The sequence below is a fragment of the Halobacteriovorax sp. XZX-3 genome (genome assembly GCF_043196495.1).
In the GTDB taxonomy this organism is placed as follows: Bacteria; Bdellovibrionota; Bacteriovoracia; order Bacteriovoracales; family Bacteriovoracaceae; genus Halobacteriovorax_A.
In genome coordinates, this window is record NZ_JBEBMO010000001.1 from 1,909,679 (window position 1) to 1,935,181 (window position 25,503).

Below are 25,503 nucleotides of genomic sequence, written 5' to 3' on the forward strand. Positions count from 1 at the left end.
CATTAGCCATTTATAATTGATTCTTTTAAAGTATTAAGTTGTTTATCTACAGATGCATCGATTTGATAGTCTTCAACTGTCACACGAACACCTGCTGTAATTTTTTCGTTTTTTGTATAAGTTAACTCAGGCTCTGATCCAAGTTGTGACTTAATAAAAGATTTAATCTTATTAAGTGACTCTGTATCAATTGAATCTGCATTACCTTCAATTGTTCCTCTCATGAAACCTCTTTCATGATCATCCATAACGATTACTTCTTTAAAGATGAGTGGAAGAATTCCAATTCTCTTTTCTTGAAGTAGGAAATTAATAAATGATTTTACAACTTGAGAAAGCCCTAACTTTGTTAATACGTCACTTATAACAGAAGCTTTTTCCTCAACAGTAAATACATCTAAAAACATTACGTTTTCTAGATCATTACTTGCATTGATTACTTCTGTAAGAGCAGTAAGCTCTTGTGCTGTATTAATATTAGACTCTTTACCTAGGCTGAAAATCGCTTTTGCATACGCTTTGGCTACATTCTTTTCTTTCATCTTACTAACCCTAGAACTATAGTCTTGAAATTAAATTGCTTGTTGCTTTATTTGATAATGAACTATCAGAATGAATTTTAGTTTTCGTTTTAGAAATAACTTCATCTAATAGCGATTCATTAAGTTGTTTAAGCATCATCTTCTTTTCAGATTCTAACTTGTGTGCAGAATCTACTTCCATTTTTTCCATTGATGCTTTGATTTCTTGAACATAAGTTTCTTCGAACTTTTCACCATCTTTTTTTGCATTAGTGATGATTTGTTCTTTCTCACCTTCAATATTATCTAGCTTAGCTTTTGAAGCTGATAATACTTTTTCTGCTTTTGCATCTTTTTCAGCTGCATACTCAACAAGATCCTTAATAGAATCTGCTTTTTCTACAAATGAATTTTTCATGAATGGAATAATCTTCCATGCCATAAAACCAAATACAATTGTGAAGTTAATTGCAGGAACAAGTAGGTCAGATAAGTGACCACCGTGGTATTCACCACCAGCTGCAAATACGATATTACTAAAAACTAGAGCTAATAATAATTTCATTTATTATCCTTATAATTTTAATGACTACTGTACAATTTTATCAACTAGAAGTGATGAAAGTTCATCAGCATCTTTCATGATTGCAACTTTCTTCTCTTCTAACTCTTGAGAGTATTTTGCCTTTTCAGAATTAGCTTCAGCTTCAAGCTTATTAGCAAGTTCTTTAACTTTAACAGCTTCACGCTTAGTAACTTCTTCTTTTCTATTTTGAATTAAATTAAAAGCTTCAGATTGTGCGCCTTCAATTTTAGACTTGTATTCTTTCTCTAATTCAGTTGCAAGACGAGTTTTTTCATCAGCACCTGATTCCATTTTAGTAGTTTTTGCTTCACGGTTTTCAAGAACTTCTTGAAGTTTAGACCAGATTAAGTTTCTTGTTACAAAATAAAGAACTGTAACGATGGCCAATTGAATGAAAAATGTAGAGTTGATACCTAGAGAGTTTAATACTGTATTGATAGTATCCATTAGTGACTACCCCAAATTGTGTAATAAGATTGGTTAAAAGTTCACTAATAATTAAACTTTATCTGGCCTATCGTCAAGCTAAACAGCTTTTTTCTGAATGTTTGTTAACATTTAATTAAGTTGTAAATAATCAAATTTATTTAATTATTTCTCGTCATGCATCTTCGTTGTACCATGGAAAATAACGCCGTCTTCCACAATAAGCGAAGGTGTAGTGATAGTCCCCTCGAAGCGAGCAGGCTTAATAATTTCGACGCGAGAAGTCGCTTTGATGTCGCCCTTAACGATTCCACTAATCATAATTACATCAGCAATAATGTCTGCATTAATTACAGCGGCCTCGGAAATAATTACCGTGTCATTTGAAAAAATAGTTCCGTTCACAATTCCCGCAATACGCCCTACACCGTTTAGTGTAATATTTCCTTCGAGCTTACAACCATCTTCGATAATCGCTGCCATTGTTCCTTGTGTCATAAATCTACCCTTTCCGTGGCTGGTTCTATAGGACCATATTTGATTTGAAAAATGGTTCTATAGGACCGGCCATAAAGACTGGTCCCATAGGACCAATAAAAACATTATCTATTTAAAAGTAAGTATTCAAAAATATCATTAAATTCGGCTTCATTAGAGAATTTCAGTACAACTTCTCCACCACCGTTTTTATTTGTTTTAATCCCGAAATGATAACCAGTTTTTTGTTCTAATTTTTCTCTATATTGAGACATTTTTCCATTAAAAAAGTCGAAGTTATCATCTTCTTTGCCAACTTTTGTTGGTCTCTTAGCTGCTTTAATTAATTTTTCAGTTTCACGAACAGATAGATTATCAAGAGCTGCTTTATTTGCAATACGAATACAATCTTCTCTCTCTTTGATACTAGCAAGAATTTTTGCATGCCCAAATGAAAGCTGATCCTTTTGAATTAATTCTACTACATCACGTGGAAGCTTAAGAATACGTAGGAAGTTAGCAATTGTAGATCTTTCCTTACCAACTTTTTTTGCAACTTCTTCTTGAGTTAAGTTGAAGTCTTCCATTAGTGCAAAGTAAGCAAGAGCTTCTTCTACACAGTTAAGATCTGATCTTTGAACGTTTTCAATGATCGACATAACCATTTTTTCACGATCAGTTGCTCTCTTTATTACGACAGGAACTTGAGTAAGACCTGCTAGTTTAGAAGCACGAAGTCTTCTTTCACCTGCAACAAGTTCATATCCATTATCGGCCTTAACAACGATTAGTGGTTGAATAACGCCATTTTCTTTAATTGAGTTTGAAAGCTCATGAAGCTCTTCTTCTTTAAAGATTTTTCTTGGTTGGTTTGGGTTTGCATGAATTACAGTAATATCAAGCATTGAAGGATTCGTTTCTACTTGTACAGCAGGAGTTGTATTAAGTGCTGGTTTAGCTGCTGCCGGATTATCTGCTGCAACTTTTTGTAGATCAGAAAAAGCTGCTTGAGCTTTTGATACTTGTGAAGAATTTTGTGTTCCTCCAAGTAAAGATCCCATTCCTTTTCCTAATGCCATTTTCTTAGCCATTCTCTCTTCCCCTTACCTATTGAATGTTACCAGCTAAAGTATTATCGATTTCATTAACCGATGGAACTTGTGGTAGCTCATTTTGAATTTCTACTGATTGTGCACGATCTTTAATAATAAGTTCCTTAGCTAGTGATAAGTAAGCTTCAGAACCTTTTGATTCAATATCGTAAAGGATAATTGGTTTACCAAAAGATGGACACTCGGCGAGTTTTACATTTCTAGGTATTACCGATTGAAATACTTTTTCGCCAAAGTGCCTTCTAATCTCTTCTGCAACTTGCTTGTGAAGAGACGCTCTTCCATCAAACATAGTAAGGACGATTCCGTCCATTTCTAATGTAGGATTTAAATTCGCTTTAATTAATTTTACAGTGTTTACTAGTTGGGCCAGACCTTCCATTGCAAGGTATTCAGTTTGCATCGGTACGATAAAGCTATGAGCAGCATTTAATGCGTTCACAGTTAAAAGACCAAGAGAAGGTGGACAATCAATTAGAATATAATCGTAAGCGTCCATAACAGGCATGAATGCAGTCTTTAATTTCGACTCTCTTGCAAATTCACTTACTAGTTCAATCTCTGCTCCCGATAAATTGTTATCAGAAGGACAGATATGTAGATTAGGTAATTCTGTTTCGTAAATACATTCACGAATATCTGTTTTACCAATCATTGCATGATAGATATTGCTTCCATTATGCTGCGCTGAATCAAGCCCTAAACTCACACTACCATTACCCTGAGGGTCTAAGTCAATTACCAGAGTTTTTTTCTCGGCTACTGCAAGGCAGGCAGCAAGGTTAATTGTAGTTGTTGTTTTACCAACACCACCCTTCTGATTCATGAGTGCAATAATTTTAGCCATTTATGTCTCCCAAAAGATATAGTTGTTACTATATTTTTAAAGAAATGAAGACAAAGTGACAAGTTGTTTATTTTTATTTTTTCTAAAACTAGTGATTTCTGTTCCACGTAGAACATTCTTATTACGAAGAGCAATCATCATACGCCCCTCAGTATTAGGAATATCGATCAATGTTTCTTCTACTATCTCCCACTTGTTACCAAGCCAGTCCAGGTCTTCTAATTCGTAGAAGTTTGGACCCTTATAAAAGATCACATTTACAGTCTTATCTGTAATAATAAGAGGAAGAAGGTTTTGTATTGTTGAAACAGCTTTGAATGTTATCGTACAGTCACGATCAAAATATACATGCTCAAATCTTTGGTGGTATGTCTTTACATTATCAAGACCAATTGCTTCTGCAATTTGATTAACAACTTTGGACTTCTTACCTCTTGCTTCAAAACCAATATATTTCTTATCAGGATTCAAGCTTGCTAATGGTAATAAAGGAAATCCTCCACCGAAACCAATATCTACATGTATCTTAGTTTGATCATAGATCTTCTTCAAAGAAGGAATGTCTTCAATAGGTTTAACACTGTCTACATATTGCTTATCGAAGAACTCTTCTGCTGTATTAATTCTTGTAAGGTTAATTCCAGCAAACGGCCCATTGATTTGCTCAAGGTAGCGTTCACAAAATACTGTATCTTTCATCATAATATATTTCCTGCTACATATGCTAAGGTAGCTGGCCTAATTCCTACTATTCTTTGTAACTGCCCAAAACTTTCAGGCTTTATTTCTGTAATACGTTGTCTGCACTCAAATGAGATATTCTCACTAGCAACTAGTTTCTGCCAATCCACAGGCTTCTTACTAAGTCTGTTGATTTTAGCATTTTCAACTAGAGCACGATCAATATAGCCTTCGTACTTTAGTGAGATAGCTACTGTACGAATAACATTTAAATCAAACTGAAGATTATTCTCAGCCAACTCTGCCACCAAGACATCCACCGGATTCAAGTGTGCTCTCTTAGACAATTCGGCCAAGGTAATATTTGAACTCAGTGGTCCATAGCCCTTCGACTCAAAGTATTCCTTATTCTTTGGATTAGCTTTATATGTATAATTCTTAGCGATATGCCAGATAATGTTAAAGCCCTGCTCATAGCTGTCTTGATAGCGATCTATATCTGCATACAAACCTAATTCTTGGCGATATTTCTTCATACGTAGAATAGTATTATCCTCACGTACATAAAGACGGTTTTCGTTACGTGCAGTAAATAATCGATAAGGCTCATCTCTCTTATTCGAAACAAGATCTTCTACCATTACACCAATATATGAATCATCGCGATCCAATATAAACTTATCTGCGCCAATAGCAGATCGAGCTGCATTAATACCAGCTATTAAACCTTGTCCTGCAGCTTCTTCATAACCTGAAGTACCGTTTACCTGACCAGCAAAATATAATCCAGGCATTTCCTTCGATTGTAATGTTCTATCCAAGCATGTTGTATCGACAACATCGTATTCAACAGCGTAACCATATACTGCAATCTCTGCCTTTTCTAATCCTTCAATAGTGCGGATAAAGTCTAGCTGTATCTCACGTGGAAGTGATGTAGAGATACCATTTGGATAAAATGTATCCAGCTCCAGTGATTCTGGTTCAACAAATACGTGGTGCACGTCCTTATCTTCATAGCGATAAGCTTTATCTTCAATAGATGGACAATATCTAGGCCCAACACCCTTAATCTGTCCGTTAAATATAGGGCTTCTCTCTTTATTGTCGCGAATAATTCCAAGAGTCTTTTCATTGGTCTTAGTAAGGTGACATGAAACCTGATCCACAAATCGTTCAGTTAATCCGTGATTAAAATGAAAGTTTACTGCTGTAGGATCACTTTCTTGCTCCACCATTTTAGAAAAATCGATGGTATCTCTCTTTAAACGAGCAGGAGTTCCTGTTTTAAATCTAGTTTTAAGTGCTGTTACACCTACAAAGATATTCTCAAGAGAATCAGCTTTAAGACAATCTACACGACCACCGTCAGATTGTTCTTCTCCAGTGTGCATTTTACCTGCTAAAAAAGTACCAGTAGTAACTACAATCTTCTTTGAGAGATACTCGCCTTCAGTTGTCTTAATGAGAAAAGAGTCCTGATCTTTACTTACTCTCTCCACCATTTCACGAATAACAGTAATATTATCGTTAGCAGCTACTTCCGCCTCTGCATTTCTAGCATATACTTCTTTATCAATCTGTACACGAGTTGACTGTACAGCATAACCTTTAGATTCATTAAGAGTTCGATATTGAATAGCGCTTCTGTCAGCAAGCTTCCCCATGATGCCACCTAAGGCATCTATCTCTCTTACAACCTGACCCTTACCCACTCCACCAACTGCTGGATTACATGGAGCTGATGCTATACTTACACCAGGCATAGTAACGATTGCTACTTTTAGGTCAAACTGAGCGGCGGCCCAAGCAGCTTCTAGTCCAGCATGTCCCCCACCAATAATTGTTACATCAAACATATGTTTCTCATTTTGTTCCACGTGGAACTTTCTGCTATTAATGTTCCATGTGGAACAATTGTGCGCAATTGTAATAATAATGTTCTACGTGGAACATTTAAGCTAATTTTTCAGAAAAATCAATGGTTTATATATTATTTACCTATGCAGAAGTTGGTAAAGATATGTGTAAGTGTATCGTCAGGGCTAATGATTCCGATTAGTTCTGCAGTTTTCTTTTCTAGGATAGAAACTTCGGATGAAATGATAGCTATATCATCTAAGTGCTTGATATTATTGGAAAAATCAGTAAATTTCCCATAAATATCATTGATTACGACACGATGTCTTTCAATAGAAATGGGGTCACTGTTACGTAATTTCATATACTTAGATAAAATATCCTGAGTAATTAAGTCAGTTATATGAACTGGTTCTATAGGACCAGTTTTTATTTGTGGTTCTATAGGACCATTTTCTAGACTTGCCCCCATAGGACCAAGTTTTGATTCTTGTGGTTCTATAGAACCACTTTCTGAATCTGGTCCGATAGGACCACTTATTTCAACAAGACTTCCCTCACCTTTTGAAGTGTCTGCACTATAGTATTTAATAGCTTTTGGAAGATTCTCTTGTAAATCTTTTAAGTTAATCTCACCATTAAATTCATCAAAATGAGTAAAGATTAAAGCATCAAAAAGTGTCTCTTTAATATCGTGGTATTGGTATTTTTCAACTTCATTAATATTGATCAGAAGAATTTTATAGAATGCTCCTTCTATTAAATTGCGACTTCTTTTGATCCCTTCTTCTTCAATTACATCTGTCGTATTACGTAGACCTGCTGTATCAACGAGTTTGAAGGTTTCATTACCTAGACTAATATATTCTGAGATATAATCGCGAGTTGTTCCTGCTATGTCTGAAACTATTGAGCGTGATTCATTTAAGAATAAATTAAAGAGAGAACTCTTACCTGCATTAGGTTCACCACAAAGAACAATATCTGGAGACATTAAGCTCTTAGCATTAACACTTGCACTTTTATGAAGTGAAGTTATATGGCCACTGATATCTGCAACAGCATCATCAAGTAATTTCTGAGATTGCTCCTCCCCTACGTCTTCTGCAAAATCAATATTGATTTCAACAGCAGCTTTTAGTTTTAAAAACTTGTCGTAGAGATCAGTGTATTTTTGATAAAGGCTACCATTTAATAGTTTAAGTCCTTCATCAAGCATTAGAGAAGAAGAAGCATTTAAAAGTGCATCAAGTCCTTCGACCTGTGCAAGGGAAAGCTTCTTATTCTTTAGTGCTCGATAAGTGAATTCACCATTCTTTGCTAAACGAAACATACCGGAGTTAATGAATGCATTCATTATACGCTTTAAATTAAGCGTATTACCGTGTGCCGCAATCTCTAGTATATTTTCACCATTATAACTATGCGGGCCCTTAAAATAAGTAATAACGACCTCATCAAGAAAGTTTTCATCCTGGTCGTATAACTTTATAAAAGTGGCCTTGCGAATTTCGAGATTTGATAAATCTTTTTTGAAAAATGGTCCTATAGAACCAATGTCGGAAAAACCAGATAAACGGATAACCCCTATGGCCGTATTCTCATTTAGGCCAGTCGAGCAAGCGACAATAGGAAGGTCATCCGTTTCGTATATCATGGTTTATTAAGCTTCTGCTGTTTTATAAACGTAAAGTTGTTGTGCAATTCCCAGGATGTTTGAAACTGTAAAATACAGATTTAAACCTGCTGGAAGATCTTTCATAATAAAAATGAAAACGATCGGCATAATATACATAATCTTCTGTTGATTAGGATCAGCAGATGTCGAAGGATTTAGCTTAGTTTGCACTAGCATTGTAATCCCCATAATTGCTGGAAGAATGTAATATGGATCTTTTGCACTAAGGTCAGTTAACCAAAAGTAAAATGGAGAACCAACTAACTCAACAGAGTTTGAAATAGCTTGGTAGAAAGCAATAAAGATTGGAATTTGAAGAACCATTGGAAGACATCCACCTAAAGGTGAAGCACCTGATCTTTTAAATAATTCCATTGTTTCTTTTTGTTGCTTCATTGGATCGTCAGCATACTTTTCTTTTAGCTTTGCAATCTCTGGTTGAAGAACTTGCATCTTCTTCATTGATCTAAAAGACTTAGCTTGTAATGGATAAGTTGCAAGACGAATTACAATTGTTAAAAGAATAATTGCAACACCGTAGTTACCTACATATGTGTAGAGAACTTGCATTGCTTTTAGAATTGGAACTGCAAAAATTCCAAAGATACCAAAGTCGATTGATAGATCTAATTGATTATCAAATCCTAATAGGTAATCATAATTTTTAAGAGCATAAAGAATATAACCATTATAGTTTTTCTTTCCATTAACAGCTTGAAAGAAGATCTCTCCGCCTTCAGTGGCCATATAATTGATTGTTTGCTTATCATTAAAAACGTTGAAGAAAACGTGATGATTGAAATCAAGAGCAACCCATTTTAAGTTCCCCTCACCTTTCTCATCTGATTCTAAGTTGTAACGATCAGTATCCATACCTTGAACAACATACTGACGATAAGTTCTGTTATCAGATTGCTTTTCAGTAGCTGCCATATTGTATGAAAGTCTAAAATCCTGAGCTCCATTTAATTCATAAGTTAAACGGCCATCATTTTCTAATTTTAAACGAATCGAAATTTGCTTATTAAGATCATTACCTACTACTTCGTTTTCAACTGTTTGTTCATCGAATACAAAGTTAAAGTTTTGTAGATTATTATTAGTATCGATTAACTTGAAATTAAAAAAGTTATCCTTGTCTGAAAGCTCTTTTAAAGTCATTGAAGTTTTATTACCAGCTGCTTCACTAAAAGAAAGATCACTATTAACTGTATAGAAAAATGATCCTGATTTAAGAGTAACAGACGTCAGGTTTGTTGCTTTATTCGAGTGTGTTGCAATTGGCTTCGTTTCAGATGAATTAGAAGATGCGTTTTGTGTTTGTACTTGTTCTTGTTTTACTGGTTGTTGTACAGGTTGGTTTGAACTGAAAAGTGCTTGCCATGTGAAAACAATAACACCAGTAAGAACAAACGCTAAAACAGTGCGTTTTTGATCATTATTCATTCTTTAATACTCCTAAAGTGTATTTTCTTAAGTCTTTAAGTATGGAGATTTTTAACACGCTATAAAGGAGTTGTTAATCTTTTATTGAATTTTTGCAAAGGCGTTCACAAGGGAATTTCGAAGATCTTCTTTTGGATTTTGTGAACTTTTAAAAAGTCGATTAGAAACCACAATCATAAAATCCTTACCGTTGTTACGGTACGAACTTGTACGAAAGAATTCTCTAATAATTCTCTTACAAAGATTACGCTTATTAGCTTTACCGACTTTTTTAGTTACAGAAAAACCTACTCTTGAAACTTCAGAGTTAAGACGTGATGGCTTGTAATAAATACGAAGCCAACGATCAGTGATTACTTGAGAATTTTTTCTTAAATAAGAAAAATCTTCAGTTGATAGCAGTCTTGAACTTTTATCAAAAGTGCTATCAACTGATGTCATTATTTCTTACCGTGAGAAACTGTAAGTTGCTTACGTCCCTTAGCTCTACGAGCTTTGATAACGTTGCGACCACCAGCTGTTTCCATTCTTTTAAGGAAACCGTGTACTCTCATTCTTTTCTTTCTTTTTGGCTGCCAAGTTCTTTTAGACATCTTCAACCTACCTAACTATAACTGTTTAACTAAAAATTAATATTGTAAGGGCTAGTATTATACCATTTCGCATCACTGGTCAATGGCCCTGTACATAGTGCAGGCCAAAATATTTGATTTATTTGGCCATGCGTAAAAAACCCATTTTTTTATTGGCCTAGGATTTTGGGCCATGATACAAATTCTCCCCACAACACGTAATTAAAGAAAAATTGACGAGTAAACCACTCAAGGGAATGGATCATGCAGGGAAATTTTCCTTTTAATGAATTTTTGAAGAATTCTAACCCAACAACAAATAAAATCAACAATATAGAAGATCTTGCCAATAAGAATATCATTGAAGATCCATTTAATATTAAACAAAGCCTAAACCAGTCTTATAATACATCTAGCCTATCTGATGATTTCTTCAGCGCAGATGAATTAGATATGATGAATAATGAGATTCATAACTCATTAAAATCATTAGTAAATCCACAAAAATATGCTTCTTTTTTCCAAGGAGACTTTTTTCGTCTTAAGAATATTGACGGTGAAAGAGCGATATTTTCGACAACGACTAACTTTATTAAGTCATTTATCGAGAAGAATTTAAACCAAATCAGCCAAAGTATTGTAAATACGTTAGGTAAATCGTATCAAATCGAGATTATTGCTAATAATAACAATAACTTATCTCAACCTAGCCTATCTCAACACTTAAATAATGGTCCTATAGAACCAAGTCATGCGAAACCTAGGTCTGCAAATGAAATCTCATTTTCGCTCGATCTAGAGCCTGTACAAGAAGACCTACTTTCACAAGTTGAGTCTAAGTATATTGATCACGTAAGTGATGACTACAATAATATCGTCATTGATAAGTCTAAAACGTTTAAAAATTATGTTATTGGACCATCAAATAATATGGCCTACGCTGCTTCAGTAGCGATTGCTAAAAGTCCTGGTAAAGCTGGTAAATATCCGTCGCTTTATATTCATTCTAATTCAGGACTTGGTAAGACTCACCTCTTACATGCGATGGCCAATGGTATTCACAATCAATACCCTCACTATGTTATCTGCTTAATTACAGCACGTGATTTCATGAAGGAAATGATTGAATCAATTCGCAATAAACAGCTTCCAGAGTTTCGTCAAAAATATTCTGATAAAGTTGATGTTCTAATGATTGATGATGTTCATGAACTTAAAGGTAAAGAAGGAACGCAAAGAGAATTCTTCCATATCTTTAATGAGCTATATCAAAAAGGAAAACAGCTAATCTTCACTTCTGATAAAACTCCACAAGAGATCAATGGACTTGAAGAAAGAATTAAGACTCGCCTTCAATGGGGTCTTGTCGTTGATATTCAAAAACCAGATATTGAAACTCGTGTTGCAATCATTAATGCTAAGGCTGATGATCTCGACCTATTCCTTTCTGAAGACATTGTGAACCTGATTGCATGTAATGTTAAAAACTCGATTAGAGAGCTTGAGGGTGCTCTAATTAAGCTTTCAGCCTACTCTGATATCATGAAGGTTGATATCGAATTAGAAATGGTTAAAGAGGTTCTAGGACTTAGAGATTACGAAGACGAAAAGAAAATTACAATTGAAGGAATTGCTAAGCAGACTTCACAATACTTTAAAATTCCAGTTGCTGATCTTAAGTCTAAATCACGTGTAAAAGATATCGCTAATGCACGCTTTGTTGCCATGTACTTATGTCGTAAACTTGCAAGCTTAACACATGAAGAAATTGGACAGTTCTTTGGTGGACGTGATCACAGCTCTGTTGTTCACGCTGAACAAAAGATTTCAAAACAATTGTCTCAAGATCCAATGCTTTCTAAGACAATTATGACGATTGAAAATTCGTTATAATCCCCTACTAAATTACTGACTAGTCAACTGACTAACCAATACATAGGCCGTGTTATTCACGGCCTTTCTTATATATTTTCACATCCTCAATATTGGCCGGCCATTTGGCCAGTCGGCCGTGGATTATTGAGTGGCCAATCCCCTAGACTATTCACTAAAAATTTGTGGAATGTTAATAATCTGACTAGTCATTAGGCCGACAAATTCACACCAGTATTTGACTAGTCACTTTTGGTCCTACGAAATGTTAGTTATTCACGGCCAACGACGGCCAATCCACGGCCAAGAAAATTAATTGTGAATTAATAAATACTGCAATAATAGATACTTATATATTATTTCTAAACTTATTCACGGCCGTTAATAATATTATCGACACAAATTAAGGCCGTGGATAAAAAAGTTATCAACATGTTTGTAAATTGTGAGTAAATGACTGGCCAATTTAACAAAATTTAAAGAAATTTTCTTGGCCAAAAAATTATCCACAATAGGCCGTGAGCAAAAAACTAATAACACCACATATTTGTTACGTTTTAAGTAATATACGAATAAATGCAAGGCACAAAAAAAAGTAGTCAACGATTGCTAACAATGGCCAAATTGAGAAAAGACGCTGTTAAAAGGGGAGTTGCCACTTATGAACTTATCCACAGGATTATATATAATATATATATAAATATATATAATAAGAAGAACACTTAAATGCTCTAGACAGCCTTGCTAACTAGTGTTTTCCATTATACAACAATACAAATAATTTTCTGATAGGAATAAAGATGAAGCTTAGGGTTGATACAGATAACTTAAGAGATGCATTAAATAAAATTTTAACTGTAATTGATAAGAAGAATTCAAGACCAATATTAACATATACGTTACTAACTGTTAGCAATGATAAAATATATCTTTCAGCAACAGATCTTGAGGTATCAGCAAAGTATTCAATTAATGCATCAACTGAAGGAACAGCTTCATTTTGTATAAACGCTAAGAATCTATTTGATATATTAAAAGAACTTCCTAACACAGATATCAACATCGAGTTAGAAGATGGTGAAAATCTACTAAAAATAAATTGTGAAGAAATTCATTATTCACTTTTAATTTACGAAGCAGATGAATTTCCAAAGCTTCACTTTGGAAGCGAAAATACTTTCACACTAAATTCAGATGATCTTTTAAATCTAATTACTAAAACTTCATATGCAATCTCAAATGATGAAACAAGACTTCACTTTAACGGAATCTATTTCCAAGAAGTAGAAGGGAAGCTAAGAGCTGTTTCAACTGATGGACATCGTTTATCTCTAATCGAAAATGATATTGCTGAACAAAATAATGAAGCTCTAATTAATGGAATTATTATTCCTAAGAAGGGTGTAGCAGAACTTAGAAAAATCGCTGAAACATATCCAGGTGCAAATCTGTTTATTTCTGTTGATGACTCATATTTATATGTAACAGCTAATGAGCAATACCAATTAGGTATTCGTTTAATTGCTAGAGAGTATCCTAAGTATCAAGCTGTAATTCCAGCTAAGACTACTTACTCACTAACAGCTGATAAAGAAGTAATTCAAAACGCTATTAGACGTATTAAAATTATGTCTAATGAGAAATCAAATGCAGTAAAGCTTAAGCTAACTGAAAACCATATGACGATCTCTGCAAACCATCCTTCACTTGGTGATGCTAAAGAGACGATTCCAGTTGATTACGAAGGTAAGGAAATTGAAATTGGTTTTAACGCTCGTTTCTTATTAGATTCAATTGCAATTTTAAATACTGAAAATGTAACTTTCGAATTTAACAATGAATTTTCAGCGGTAATCGTTAGATCAAATGATATCCAAAATTATCTTGGAATTATCATGCCACTTAGAATCTAGTACTGAGACGCTTTGAAACTTGTAAAACTTCAGGTAACAAATTTTCGAAATCTAGAACCAGATATAATTTCTTTCAATGGAAATATTAATTGTATCCTAGGTGAAAACGGAAATGGAAAAACAAATATATTAGAAGCTCTACACGTTCTAGTGACGAGAAAATCTTTTCGTAAAAATACAACTTTTCCACAGCTATTAAGTATTGATGGGGATAACCCTGAGATATTATTTTCATCTCTATTTCTCGATGATGGTGATAACGTAACTTTTAGTGGAAAGATGAATCCTCAAGGATCTACCTGGGCACTTAATGGGAAGAATACGAAAAAGAAGCTAGATGCAAAGTTAGTTTTTATCAATCCATTTGATTCTTATTCATTTTCAAATATTCCAAGTTTTAGAAGAAAGTGGTTTGATGATCATTTATCAATGCTTAGTCGCGATTATAAGAAAGTATTAAATCAGTACAATTCCGCGCTTAAGTTTAGAAATATTCTTCTATCTAAGAAACCATCACAATTTCGTGAGCAGTTAAATGTAATTGATCGCCAAATGGCCGATTATGCTTATGAGCTAGTTGCCATGAGAAATCAATTCGTAACTGAACTAATTCCGTTTTGTGAAAATACATATCGTGACATCTTTTCAGAAGATCATTCACTTAAAATTGAAGTTGATTCTCGTTTTCATGGATTTTCGCCAGAGATGATCTTTGATTATATGCAACAAAGGCTAGAAAAGGACCTAATTGTAGGTCATACGACTTATCAAGTTCACAAAGATGACTACGTGCTTCTTTTTGATGGGATGAATGCTTACGAATTTTGTTCTTTAGGCCAACAAAAAATGTCTTATTTGAGCCTCTTATTTGCCTATATAGAGCTATTTAGGTATAACTTTAACACCTATCCAATTGTACTTATCGACGACGTCTCAGGGGAATTAGACAAGGCGAGATGGGGTAGGCTGGTTAAATTTTTGGAACAACGAGAGTTCCAAGTTTTAATCACGACGGCAAATGAAAAATTTAAGGAAGAATTAGAAAAAATTAATGGCGCAAATAAGATCTATATTTCGAACGGTTCCGTTAACTAGTCTTCCAAAAAATTATATTTTTAAAACAACACACTGACACAAGAAATTGGAAGAGAGGTTCCTTTTGGAAAATCAAGAAAATCAAGCAGGAAGTATTGGTAAGGTCGGACAGGAATATGGTGCAAGCCAGATTAGTGTTCTTGAAGGACTAGAGGCCGTAAGAAAAAGACCAGGGATGTATATTGGTGATACTGCCAATCGTGGTCTACATCACTGTGTATATGAAATTGTAGATAACGCAGTCGATGAAGCACTTGCAGGTTATTGTAGCGAAATTAAAGTTATTATTCACGTTGATAACTCTGTAACAGTTATTGATGATGGGCGAGGGATCCCAGTTGATATTCACCCGAAAGAAGGTGTATCGGCCGCGGAACTTGTATATACAAAACTTCACGCAGGTGGAAAGTTTAACGAAGAAGGTGGAGCTTATAAAGTTTCAGGTGGTCTACACGGTGTAGGTGCTTCTGTTGTAAACGCACTATCTAAGTGGGTTAAAGTTGAAATTAAAAAGCATGGAAAGATTCACCAAGTTGAATTTAACCATGGTGTTACTAAAGAGCCACTTAAAGTTGTTGGTGAATTAGAAGATAAAAGTCAAACAGGTACTTCTGTTACTTTCAAACCAGATAATGAAATTTTTGAAGTTCACGAATTTAATTACGATACATTAACAAATCGTTTTAGAGAGATGGCCTTCCTTAACAAAGGTCTTAAGATCGTTGTTAAAGATGAGAGAACAGATAAGAATGAAACTTTCCACTACGAGGGTGGTCTTATTCAGTTCGTAGAATATCTAAACAGAGCTAAAACAGTAGTACATAAAGATCCAATCTATATTGCAGAATCAAGAGAAGATTACGAAGTCGAAATCTCAATGCAATGGACTGATTCATACTCAGAAGTTCTTTCTGGTTATGCCAACGCAATTACAACTCCAGGTGGGGGGACTCACATTTCTGGTTTTAAAACTGCACTAACTCGTGTTCTAAATGCATATGCAAAAGATAATAACCTGCTTAAAGGAATTAAAACGAATTTAACAGGTGATGATATGAGAGAAGGTTTAACAGCGATTATTTCTGTTAAGCTTCCTGAGCTTCAATTCGAAGGTCAAACAAAAGATAAGCTAGGTAACTCTGAAGTAGAAGGTATCGTTAACTCTCTAGTAGGGGATGCACTTAAGAGATATTTAGAAGAAAATCCACAAACTGCAAAAACAATTATTAGAAAGTCTGTTGATGCAGCTGCAGCTCGTGAAGCCGCAAGACGTGCTCGTGAATTAACTAGAAGAAAGTCAGTTCTAGATATGGGTGGTCTTCCAGGTAAAATGGCAGACTGTCAGGAAAAAGATCCAGCTCTTTCTGAAATCTACATCGTAGAGGGTGACTCTGCCGGTGGTTCTGCAAAGCAGGGACGTGATCGTAAGTATCAAGCAGTTCTTCCTCTTAAAGGTAAGATCCTTAACGTTGAAAAAGCTCGTTATGATAAAATGCTTGGTAACGCCGAAATTAAGATGATCGTTCAAGCGATGGGTACAGGTATTGGTAAAGGTAACTTTGATATTTCAAAACTTCGTTACCACAAACTAGTTATCATGACAGATGCCGACGTCGATGGTTCTCACATTAGAACACTTATTTTAACTCTTCTTTATCGTCAGTTCCCTGAGCTGATTGAGCAAGGTTATGTTTATATCGCTCAACCACCTTTATATAAATACAAGAAAGGTAAGAAAGAGATTTATCTAAAAGACGAAAAAGCACTTGAGACATTCCTTGTTGCAAACGCAATTGAAGGAACTTCAATTAACTTCAATGGTGAAATGATTGAAGAAGAGACAGCTAAAGGTCTTATTAATAAATTCACTCAATACGACAAAACTCTTAAGTCTTACGATATTCACTTCGATACGTTCTTATTAAGACACCTTATTGAAGAAATTGGTATCACTGCAGCTGATCTTAAAGATCGCTCAAAACTTGATGGTATTGTTTCTAAACTTGATGAACACTTTAAAACTCAAGAGTCTGAAACATTAAGAAATTACTCATTCTCAATTGAAGAAGACAAAGAGCATGCATCAAATCTTATTCGTATCAATGTTAAAACAACAGCACGTACGAAGAAATTTAAACTTAGCTCATACTTCCTAGAGTCTTCAGAATACGCAGATCTTATGAACCTTTACGATGGTATCAATAAATTTAAAATTGGTAAGTTCATTGTTAAAGGTGAAAAAGGTGATGCAAAAGAATTCGAATCACTAAGAGGTTTTGCTTCTTATATTATCGATGATGCTAAACAAGGCGCGTACATCCAACGTTATAAGGGTCTTGGAGAAATGAACCCTGAACAACTTTGGGAAACAACAATGAATCCAGAAAATAGAACTCTTCTTCAAGTAAAGATTGAAGATACTATTGAAGCAGATTCAGTATTCTCTGTTCTAATGGGTGACCAAGTAGAACCAAGAAGACAATTTGTTGAAGAAAACGCACTTAATGTAAGAAATCTGGACGTATAGGACTAATTTATGACTGATGAAACAAATATCACAAATGAAAATGATAATGGTGATGGTGGAAACCATAACCACGGGAATATTCAACAAATTGGTATTCGCGATGAAATGAAAAACTGTTACCTCGATTACGCAATGTCGGTAATCGTAGGTCGTGCACTTCCAGATGTACGTGATGGGATGAAACCTGTTCACCGTCGTTGTCTGTATGCAATGCACTCTCTAGGTAACTACCATAATAAACCATTCCTAAAGTCTGCCCGTGTTGTTGGTGACGTTATTGGTAAGTATCACCCACACGGTGACTCTGCGGTTTATAATACAATCGTACGTATGGCCCAAGATTTCTCAATGAGATATCCAATGGTTCAAGGTCAAGGTAACTTCGGTTCAATTGACGGTGATAACGCTGCGGCCATGAGGTATACAGAGATCAGAATGCAAAAGCTTTCTGAAGAGATGCTAAAAGACTTAGATAAAGAAACAGTTGATTGGCAACCTAACTACGACGACTCACTTAAAGAGCCAACAGTTCTTCCAACAAAAATCCCTAACTTATTAGTTAATGGTTCAGCTGGTATTGCTGTAGGTATGGCAACAAATATTCCTCCACATAACTTAACAGAAGTTATGACGGCTCTTACTGAGCTTGTAGATAATCGTGAAATGTCGATTGAAGACATTATGAAGATTATCCCAGGTCCAGACTTTCCAACTGCTGGAACAATTCACGGAACTGAAGGTATTCGCTCTGCTTATAAAACAGGTAAGGGTGTTATCCAGATGCGTGCAAAGATGGATGTGGAAATTCACGGTAAGAAACAAGATCGTGAAAGAATTGTTATTACTGAACTTCCATACCAAGTTAACAAAGCTAAGCTAATTGAAAAGATTGCTGAACTTGTAAACTCTAAATCACTTGTTGGTATTTCAGACCTTCGTGATGAATCATCTCGTGAAGGGATTCGTGTTGTAATCGACCTTAAAAAAGGTGAGATCGCAACTGTAATCATGAATAAGCTTTATAAGCAAACTGCACTACAATCATCATTTGGTATTATTTTCTTATCAATTGTTAACTCATCTCCAAAAGTTCTAAACATCAAAGAACAGCTTGAGTGTTTCATTGATCACAGAAGAGAAATCATTATTCGTCGTACAGTATACGAACTTAAGAAAGCACGTGAGCGCGCGCATATCTTAGAAGGTTTAAAAGTAGCTGTTGAAAATATTGATGAAGTAGTTGAGATGATCAAGAAATCTGACGGGCCAACTGATGCTCGTGAGAAATTAATGAGTACATTCTCATTAAGTGAGATTCAAGCTCAAGCAATTCTAGACATGAGACTACAACGTCTAACAGGTCTAGAAAGAGATAAGATTATTGCTGACTACGAAGCAATCATGAAAGAGATTGATCGCTTAGAAGGAATCCTTGGTTCTGAAGATAAAATCAAAGCAATCATTAAAGAAGAATTCACTGAAGTAATTGAAAAATACGGTGATGAGAGAAGAACAGAAATCGTTGCTAAAGCAGACGAAATTCAAATTGAAGATCTTGTTGCAAGTGAAGAGATGATTGTAACAATCACTCACAAAGGTTACGTTAAGCGTATGCCACTTGACACTTACAAAGCGCAAAAGCGTGGTGGTAAAGGTGTTAAGGGTGCTGCAAACGATGACGACTTCTTCACAAATATCTTTACGGCAAATACTCACGATAAGCTTCTATTCTTTACAAGCCGTGGACAAGTATTCTCAAAGAAAGTTTACGAAATTCCTGAAGGAACTAGAACTTCTAAGGGACGCAATATTGCAAACCTTATCCAAATCCCAAGTGGTGATCGTGTAACAGAAATTATCTGTGTTCCACACGATATGGATCTTAATGAGAAGTACTTAATCTTTGCAACTAACAAAGGTCTAGTTAAGAAGACAGCTCTTGAAGAATATTCAAACGTTAAGCAATCGGGACTAATTGCAATTAAACTGCAAGACGGTGACCATATTGTTAACGTAAGAATTAATGATGGATCAAAAGATATCCTTCTATGTTCTTCAGCTGGTAAGATTATCCGTTTCGATACTAACGATGCAAGGCCAATGGGACGTGTATCTCAAGGTGTTAAGGGTATCAACATCAATACAGATGAAGAAAAAATCATCGGTATGGAATTAATTGATGACCAAATGGAAATCTTATCTGTAACTGAACATGGGTACGGTAAACGTACTGAATCTTCACAATACCGTAAGCAAACTCGTGGTGGGAAAGGTATTCTTGCAATGAGACTTACAGATAAGAATGGTGAGATTGTTCAAATTAAACCTGTTACTGACAAAGATGATCTAATGATCATTACTGACCGCGGGCAAGTTGTTCGTACGAAAGTAAGTGGTGTTTCTCTAATGGGTCGCGCGACTCAAGGTGTACGTCTAATTAAGCCTAAAGAAGGTGAGAAGGTTGTTTCAATTGCAAAAATTATTGAAGCAGATGATGAAGATGGATCAACTTCTGAAGAATAAACAAAATATTAAAAGGGCCGGCCATGCGCTGGCCTTTTTAGTCTTAGGACTTTTCATGTCTTCTTGTGATTTCACGCCAAGAATTCACAAAGATATCCTAATTGCGCAAAATCATATCTCTAATCAAGAGTACGCTCAGGCAGTGAAGCAGTATCATAAGATTTTAGAGATGGCGCCAAATGATGAAATTAAAATCAAAATCAATTATCAGATTGCTGAACTCTACGCAGTCTCTCTTGGACAATATAATCGTGGAATTGCCTTTTACGAGAAGATTCCAAAACTTACGACAGATCCAGTTTGGCTTGTAAAAACACAAGAACGAATTGGTGAGATCGCTTTTCTTTATATTAATGATTATGCGAAGGCTGCTGAAGTTTATAACAAGCTTTCTGCCTTTAGACCTAAACTTTCAAATCACGATCTATATGAATTTCGTCTTGCTCGTTCATATATCAAACTTAAGGAATATGATAAGGCGACTGAGCACTTAGTTTCTATGCATAATAATGGAAACCATAAGTACTTCGTTGATAGCTTCTTTCAATCTGGAATCATGTATTTTGAATCGCAAGATTGGAACCGCGCTGTTCAATACTTTCGTGAATACATCAAACGTGAAGATCGTCGTGACCTAAAAGTTCGCGCCATCTTTCTTATGGCCAATTGCTATGAGACATTGGAGCGTCTTCAAACAGCCTACGATCTCTACTATTCAATCTTAGGTGAGTATCCAAATAACAAGGTTATCCAAGATCGACTAAACTCTGTATATGAGCGTCGTGTAGCAAGGAAGCGTTAGATGGCCCTTTATGACCCAAAATGGATAAAGCCAATGGCACTTGCCATGTCACTCCCTTCAACGGCCTTAGTTACGGCTTGGGGACTTTGGGAGCTCGTAAAAAAGGGTATCATTACTCAAGGCTGGGCCGTGGGAATTTTTCTAGCGGTAATTGGAAATATTTTAATTTCGATGGTTGTCTATGCTCTCAAAAAAAATAAGAACTGATCTAGAGAATTTGTTATTAGAAAGGGATCGTTTTTCTTTCGATCTTAATAAGGAATTTAATTATTTAAAAAATAAGAAAATTCTTATAACTGGTGTTGCTGGCACAATTGGTTCAAATTTATTAGAAATACTTTCAGATTATGATGTCATAGGTATTGATAATAATGAGTATGGAGTCTTCCAATTGAATCAAAATTTTTGTGATATAAATTATAAAGAAGACTTAGAATATATATTTAAAAAATACCATTTTGATATCATCTTTCATACAGCGGCGTTAAAGCATGTTCCTTTGCTTGAAATTCTTGAAAAACAAGCATGGCGAACAAATGTAGAGGGAACTCGTAATTTGCTAGATTTAGCAAAGAAATATGGATGTAATGATTTCATATTTTGCTCTACAGATAAAGCTTGTGAACCTGTAAGTGTGATGGGAAAAACCAAACTTGCTGCAGAAGAGCTATGTTTCGAGTATGGATCTGATTTTTCTATCAAAGTTCTTCGCTTTGGTAATATTGTAGGCTCCTCTGGAAGTGTAATTGAAACTTTTTATAATCAAGCATGTGAAAATATAGACCTTACTATTACTAGTGAAGAAATGGAGAGATTTTTTATTACTTGTGATGAAGCATGCCATTTCATTTTAAAATCATTAGGACTTGAAAATGGACGTTACTTTTTAAAACAGGATTCTTCTTTAAAAATTTTGGATATAGCCAATAAAATAGTTAATTTTACGAAGTCAAAATCAAAAATCAAAATTGGTGACATTAGAATTGGTGAGAAATTACGAGAGAAATTTTTGGGAGATAATGAGTATGGCCAGAGCCTATAAAAATATCGACGGACGCACTCAAATTAAGTAAATAATCATCATGTTTAAAGATCTATTTAATAAAATTAGTTTCACTCGCTTTTTTATGTTGTCACTTCCTATGGCTGCAGCGTGTCTTTATTTATTGACTCCAGGCATGGAATGGACAGCGTTCGCTGTTTGTTACGTAGCAACTGTCTTATATTTAGTGATGTTTTGGATGGCCGTAGATGAGCTGATAAAGCCACATCGCATCGATGGTTACAAGGCCAATGGAAAGTATCTAGCGTTTTTATTTATAGGGAAGCTTGTTATTTTAATCGGTGCTCTATTATTTGGTGTACAAATTCTTCAAAGTAAGATAATTATACCGGTAATAAATTATTTCTTAAATATATTTGTGCTGGGCGCCAGCATCAAAAAGGACTAATAATGAAAAAAATAGCCCTTCTTTTAACTACTTTATTAGCGACAAATACATACGCAGCAGGTGGATTTCTGTGGCTTGGTGAACTTTCTCATGTTTTTCACCTAGGTTACGTTGATCACATCTTCACTAAGTCTTTTGTTGCAATCATCATTTTACTTGTAGCTCTTCTTTATAGAATGCGCGTTTCTAAAATGACTCTTGAAGAGACAGTAGTTCCAGATAGAGGAATTTCACTAAGAAACATCGTTGAGATGTACGGATCTTTTATCATGACTCAATGTCGTGCCGTAATCGGTGAAGAAGATGCACCAAAATATTTCAAGTTCATTTCGTTCCTATTTATTACAATTTTCCTAGCGAACGTAATTGGTCTTGTTCCAGGTTTCTTACCTCCAACTGAATACATCAACACAACTCTTGCTCTTGGTGTACTTTCATTTGTTTACTACAACATCAAAGGTTGTAAAGAACTTGGTACGATGAACTACCTTGCACACTTTGCAGGTCCACTTTGGTACATGGCAATCTTAATTTTCCCAATTGAGATTCTTTCAAACTTTATTCGTCCTCTATCTCTAGCACTACGTCTTAGAGGTAACATGATGGGTGACCACCACGTATTAACAACTTTCCTTAACCTTGAAATTCTTGGTGTGAACGTTGGTATGTTTGGTGCTGCAATTCCATTCTACTTACTTGGACTTCTAGTTTGTTTTATCCAAGCTTACGTATTTACAATGTTATCAATGGTTTATATTAGTCTTGCAACTGCTCACCACGATCATGATGAGCACCACGCACACTAATTAAAACTTAAACTTAATAATTTAACTGTTACTTGATCAAAGTAACTAACGTTTTAGGAGACTATTATGGAAAACACTCAAGCAATTAAGTACATCGCGTATTTCTTAGCAATGGCTATCGCTGCATACGGTGGTACTGCTGCACAATCAAAAGCTGCTTCTGTAGCTCTAGAAGGTATCGCAAGAAACCCATCTGCTGCTGACAAGATTCAAACTCCAATGATTCTAGGTCTTGCACTTATGGAATCACTTGTAATTTTCGTACTTATCTCAGTATTCCTTGCTGGTTAATTCGAAAATCTAAAATTGATTTTAAAAGGAAGGCAGTCGTAAGACTGCCTTTTTTTATTTTTTAAGAATCTCTTTTACCATCAATTCGGACCCGTATAGGCTTAGGTGATTAGGATCTGAATAAATTAATCTCTTTTCTGTATCTAGATTGTGACACTCAATATTGTTACATAGTATTTTAAATGGATTTACGTAAGTTACATTTTTTATGTTTGTAACTATCTTTTCAAAATTGATATTAAGTTCTATGACTTCCTTAAGGTCTTCAGTTTTTGTTTTTAGTAGATTTCTAGTATTAATATTTAAAAGTGGAGATGTTAGTTTATCATATAGATTCACATTATTAGTTGTTGGTACATTACCGATTATAATAATTTTTGTATCTCTTGGGACTTCATCTAGTAATGTGACAATGCCCTGTTTTATATGATGTAAATCTTCTGTTGTTGTTCCTTTGTATTTTGCATGCTTCAATTGAAATAACCAAAAGTGACTTATAATAATATAATTGGGTTTTTCCTTATTTATTCTTACAATTGCTTGTTTGTAAGCATTTTTACAATGTTCATCCCAATTTGATTCATTGGTAGATCTACTGAAGTATTTTAGATTAATGCAACTGGTGCCTGCATTTGTGAATACGTTACAATTATTTCTAGCACAGTATTTAGTAAATCCATAGTAGTATTGTTTTCCATGACTATCGCCCAGTAAGTAGTATGAAACATTTGCATTTTCTGAATTTTCAAATTCAGAATATTTTTTACCACCATAGAATGATTTGTGATATTCATCGCTATTTTCTAACAATGGTAAGTTTACAATATTTGAATCGAGTTTTTTTCTAAATGGAAAGCCATTGTTTATAGGAACAATAATTATAAAACATGAGATAAGGGTGATTGCTGTTAGGTAGCTCCATTTTACTTCTTTCACTTTTTTATATCTGAAGTAATTTTCTACATATTTAAAATTTAAATATGAAAGTATGAAAGTAGCAATAATTATAACAATATCTATAAAAGTACTATGTTCTTCTATTACGTAATAAGTAAAAACGATCATTGGCCAGTGAAATAAGTATAGTGAATAGCTTAGCTTTCCTGTAAATGTAAAAGGATGACTTTTTAAAAAAGAAAAAAGCTTAGAATGTTCTGCTGTACCAATGATAATACAAGTAGCAATACAAGGAATAAGTGCATTAAAACTTGGGAATAGAATTTGTTCAGTATATGTATAAGTGCAATAGGCTAGTGCTGTAAAGGCTGTTATATTAAATATCTCTATTAAGTAGTTGTGTTTAACAATTCTTTTAAAATCTATATTAATAAGTAATGCACCAAGTACGAATTCAAAAACTCTGAAGGGTAGTAAATAGAATAAACCTGAATTTATATTCCGACCTTTATATGATAGGAATTCTTTTATATATGTAGATACTGGTGTTAATATTTCTTGTGTAACTTCTATATTTAAATAGAAGCTAATAAAACCAATTGAAAAAAGCATTGTTTTAAAATGTTTGCGACTTATTTTGAGTAGACATAGAATTAAAAAAGGCCAAAATAGATAAAATTGCTCTTCAATACTAAGAGACCATGTATGCAAAAGCGGCTTCAGTTTTGAAGAGGTGTCAAAGTAATTGGCTTCTTTCCAAAAATGTATATTTGATAAACTTATGAGTGCATATTTAACAGATTTAGCAAATTTTATTAAAGATGTAGGTGATAAAATAAAAAGAGCAGTTATAGAAGATAGTGTAAGTGTAATTAAAAGTGATGGTAGTAATCTTCTAAACCTTTTTTGAAAGAAATTTATGACTTTAATTGTTCCTGTATCTGAATACTGTTTATATAGTATAGAAGTTATAAGATAACCACTTATTACAAGAAATATATCGACTCCTATAAAACCACCATTAAATAGTGACCATTCTAAATGGTAGAATATTACTGCAATTACCGCGATAGCTCTAAGTCCATCAATATGGGGTTTGTAAGTCATTAGCCTTTCCTGA

Annotated in this window: 24 protein-coding genes; 11 read left to right on the forward strand and 13 right to left on the reverse strand. The window is 34.5% G+C overall.

Annotated features, from left to right (window positions below; all coding sequences use genetic code 11):
* Positions 1-2: 2 nt before the first annotated feature.
* The 12 genes from atpH to rpmH all read right to left on the reverse strand — a co-directional run bounded on the left by atpH (position 3) and on the right by rpmH (position 10,227).
* Entirely contained in the window at positions 3-542 is a 540-nt protein-coding gene (atpH, locus tag ABMA70_RS09195) for an ATP synthase F1 subunit delta (RefSeq protein ID WP_103218614.1), read from the reverse strand.
* Between the two features lie 16 nt (positions 543-558).
* On the reverse strand, positions 559-1,086 hold the full coding sequence (locus ABMA70_RS09200; protein ID WP_103218613.1) for an ATP synthase F0 subunit B: 528 nt from the start codon (positions 1,084-1,086) through the stop codon (positions 559-561).
* 24 nt (positions 1,087-1,110) lie between these two features.
* Positions 1,111-1,554 carry a hypothetical protein gene (locus ABMA70_RS09205; RefSeq protein ID WP_103218612.1) on the reverse strand — a complete coding sequence of 148 codons (444 nt, stop codon included), beginning with the start codon at positions 1,552-1,554 and terminating at the stop codon, positions 1,111-1,113.
* Positions 1,555-1,698: 144 nt separating this feature from the next.
* Positions 1,699-2,031 carry a polymer-forming cytoskeletal protein gene (locus ABMA70_RS09210; RefSeq protein WP_103218611.1) on the reverse strand — a complete coding sequence of 111 codons (333 nt, stop codon included), beginning with the start codon at positions 2,029-2,031 and terminating at the stop codon, positions 1,699-1,701.
* Between the two features lie 104 nt (positions 2,032-2,135).
* Positions 2,136-3,101 (reverse strand): ParB/RepB/Spo0J family partition protein, encoded by a 966-nt coding sequence (locus ABMA70_RS09215; protein WP_103218610.1) that lies wholly within the window; start codon positions 3,099-3,101, stop codon positions 2,136-2,138.
* 16 nt (positions 3,102-3,117) lie between these two features.
* Positions 3,118-3,969 (reverse strand): ParA family protein, encoded by an 852-nt coding sequence (locus tag ABMA70_RS09220; protein WP_103218609.1) that lies wholly within the window; start codon positions 3,967-3,969, stop codon positions 3,118-3,120.
* 36 nt (positions 3,970-4,005) lie between these two features.
* On the reverse strand, positions 4,006-4,671 hold the full coding sequence (locus ABMA70_RS09225) for a 16S rRNA (guanine(527)-N(7))-methyltransferase RsmG (RefSeq protein ID WP_103218608.1): 666 nt from the start codon (positions 4,669-4,671) through the stop codon (positions 4,006-4,008).
* Positions 4,668-6,509, reverse strand: coding sequence for a tRNA uridine-5-carboxymethylaminomethyl(34) synthesis enzyme MnmG (gene mnmG / locus ABMA70_RS09230; RefSeq protein ID WP_392994019.1), 1,842 nt, complete (start codon positions 6,507-6,509; stop codon positions 4,668-4,670). The genes ABMA70_RS09225 and mnmG overlap by 4 nt, the downstream gene beginning before the upstream one ends.
* A 134-nt stretch (positions 6,510-6,643) precedes the next feature.
* Entirely contained in the window at positions 6,644-8,167 is a 1,524-nt protein-coding gene (locus tag ABMA70_RS09235) for a tRNA modification GTPase (protein WP_392994016.1), read from the reverse strand.
* A 6-nt stretch (positions 8,168-8,173) separates the two neighbouring features.
* Positions 8,174-9,634, reverse strand: a complete 1,461-nt coding sequence (gene yidC, locus ABMA70_RS09240) for a membrane protein insertase YidC (protein ID WP_392994014.1) — start codon at positions 9,632-9,634, stop codon at positions 8,174-8,176.
* Positions 9,635-9,715: 81 nt separating this feature from the next.
* Entirely contained in the window at positions 9,716-10,075 is a 360-nt protein-coding gene (gene rnpA / locus ABMA70_RS09245) for a ribonuclease P protein component (protein WP_103218604.1), read from the reverse strand.
* Positions 10,075-10,227: a 50S ribosomal protein L34 gene (rpmH, locus tag ABMA70_RS09250; protein WP_103218603.1), complete on the reverse strand. Its 153-nt coding sequence runs from the start codon at positions 10,225-10,227 to the stop codon at positions 10,075-10,077. The genes rnpA and rpmH overlap by 1 nt, the downstream gene beginning before the upstream one ends.
* 273 nt (positions 10,228-10,500) lie before the next feature.
* On the opposite strand from rpmH, the gene dnaA reads away from it, so the two are divergent.
* From dnaA to ABMA70_RS09305, 11 genes are all read left to right on the forward strand, one after another.
* Positions 10,501-12,099 carry a chromosomal replication initiator protein DnaA gene (gene dnaA, locus ABMA70_RS09255; RefSeq protein ID WP_393022183.1) on the forward strand — a complete coding sequence of 533 codons (1,599 nt, stop codon included), beginning with the start codon at positions 10,501-10,503 and terminating at the stop codon, positions 12,097-12,099.
* A gap of 779 nt (positions 12,100-12,878) precedes the next feature.
* Complete coding sequence (gene dnaN / locus ABMA70_RS09260) at positions 12,879-13,991, forward strand: DNA polymerase III subunit beta (protein ID WP_103218601.1); 1,113 nt, start codon at positions 12,879-12,881, stop codon at positions 13,989-13,991.
* A 12-nt stretch (positions 13,992-14,003) separates the two neighbouring features.
* Entirely contained in the window at positions 14,004-15,086 is a 1,083-nt protein-coding gene (gene recF / locus ABMA70_RS09265; RefSeq protein WP_103218600.1) for a DNA replication/repair protein RecF, read from the forward strand.
* Positions 15,087-15,150: 64 nt separating this feature from the next.
* Entirely contained in the window at positions 15,151-17,613 is a 2,463-nt protein-coding gene (gene gyrB / locus ABMA70_RS09270; protein WP_103218599.1) for a DNA topoisomerase (ATP-hydrolyzing) subunit B, read from the forward strand.
* A gap of 9 nt (positions 17,614-17,622) precedes the next feature.
* Complete coding sequence (gyrA, locus tag ABMA70_RS09275; protein WP_233189727.1) at positions 17,623-20,136, forward strand: DNA gyrase subunit A; 2,514 nt, start codon at positions 17,623-17,625, stop codon at positions 20,134-20,136.
* Positions 20,084-20,938, forward strand: coding sequence for a tetratricopeptide repeat protein (locus ABMA70_RS09280; RefSeq protein ID WP_392994005.1), 855 nt, complete (start codon positions 20,084-20,086; stop codon positions 20,936-20,938). Before gyrA ends, ABMA70_RS09280 begins: the two co-directional genes overlap by 53 nt.
* The gene (locus ABMA70_RS09285) at positions 20,939-21,145 is read left to right on the forward strand and encodes a hypothetical protein (RefSeq protein WP_392994002.1); all 207 of its coding nucleotides are present in this window, start codon (positions 20,939-20,941) and stop codon (positions 21,143-21,145) included.
* A complete protein-coding gene (locus tag ABMA70_RS09290) occupies positions 21,120-21,980 on the forward strand; it encodes a polysaccharide biosynthesis protein (protein WP_392994001.1) in 861 nt (286 codons plus the stop codon). Before ABMA70_RS09285 ends, ABMA70_RS09290 begins: the two co-directional genes overlap by 26 nt.
* A 40-nt stretch (positions 21,981-22,020) precedes the next feature.
* Entirely contained in the window at positions 22,021-22,389 is a 369-nt protein-coding gene (locus ABMA70_RS09295) for a hypothetical protein (protein WP_392993998.1), read from the forward strand.
* Between the two features lie 2 nt (positions 22,390-22,391).
* Positions 22,392-23,195, forward strand: coding sequence for a F0F1 ATP synthase subunit A (gene atpB / locus ABMA70_RS09300; protein ID WP_103218594.1), 804 nt, complete (start codon positions 22,392-22,394; stop codon positions 23,193-23,195).
* Between the two features lie 66 nt (positions 23,196-23,261).
* Complete coding sequence (locus tag ABMA70_RS09305; protein WP_103218593.1) at positions 23,262-23,486, forward strand: ATP synthase F0 subunit C; 225 nt, start codon at positions 23,262-23,264, stop codon at positions 23,484-23,486.
* 54 nt (positions 23,487-23,540) lie between these two features.
* On the opposite strand, the gene ABMA70_RS09310 is transcribed toward ABMA70_RS09305, so the two are convergent.
* Positions 23,541-25,490, reverse strand: a complete 1,950-nt coding sequence (locus tag ABMA70_RS09310; protein ID WP_392993993.1) for an acyltransferase family protein — start codon at positions 25,488-25,490, stop codon at positions 23,541-23,543.
* Positions 25,491-25,503: the final 13 nt, after the last annotated feature.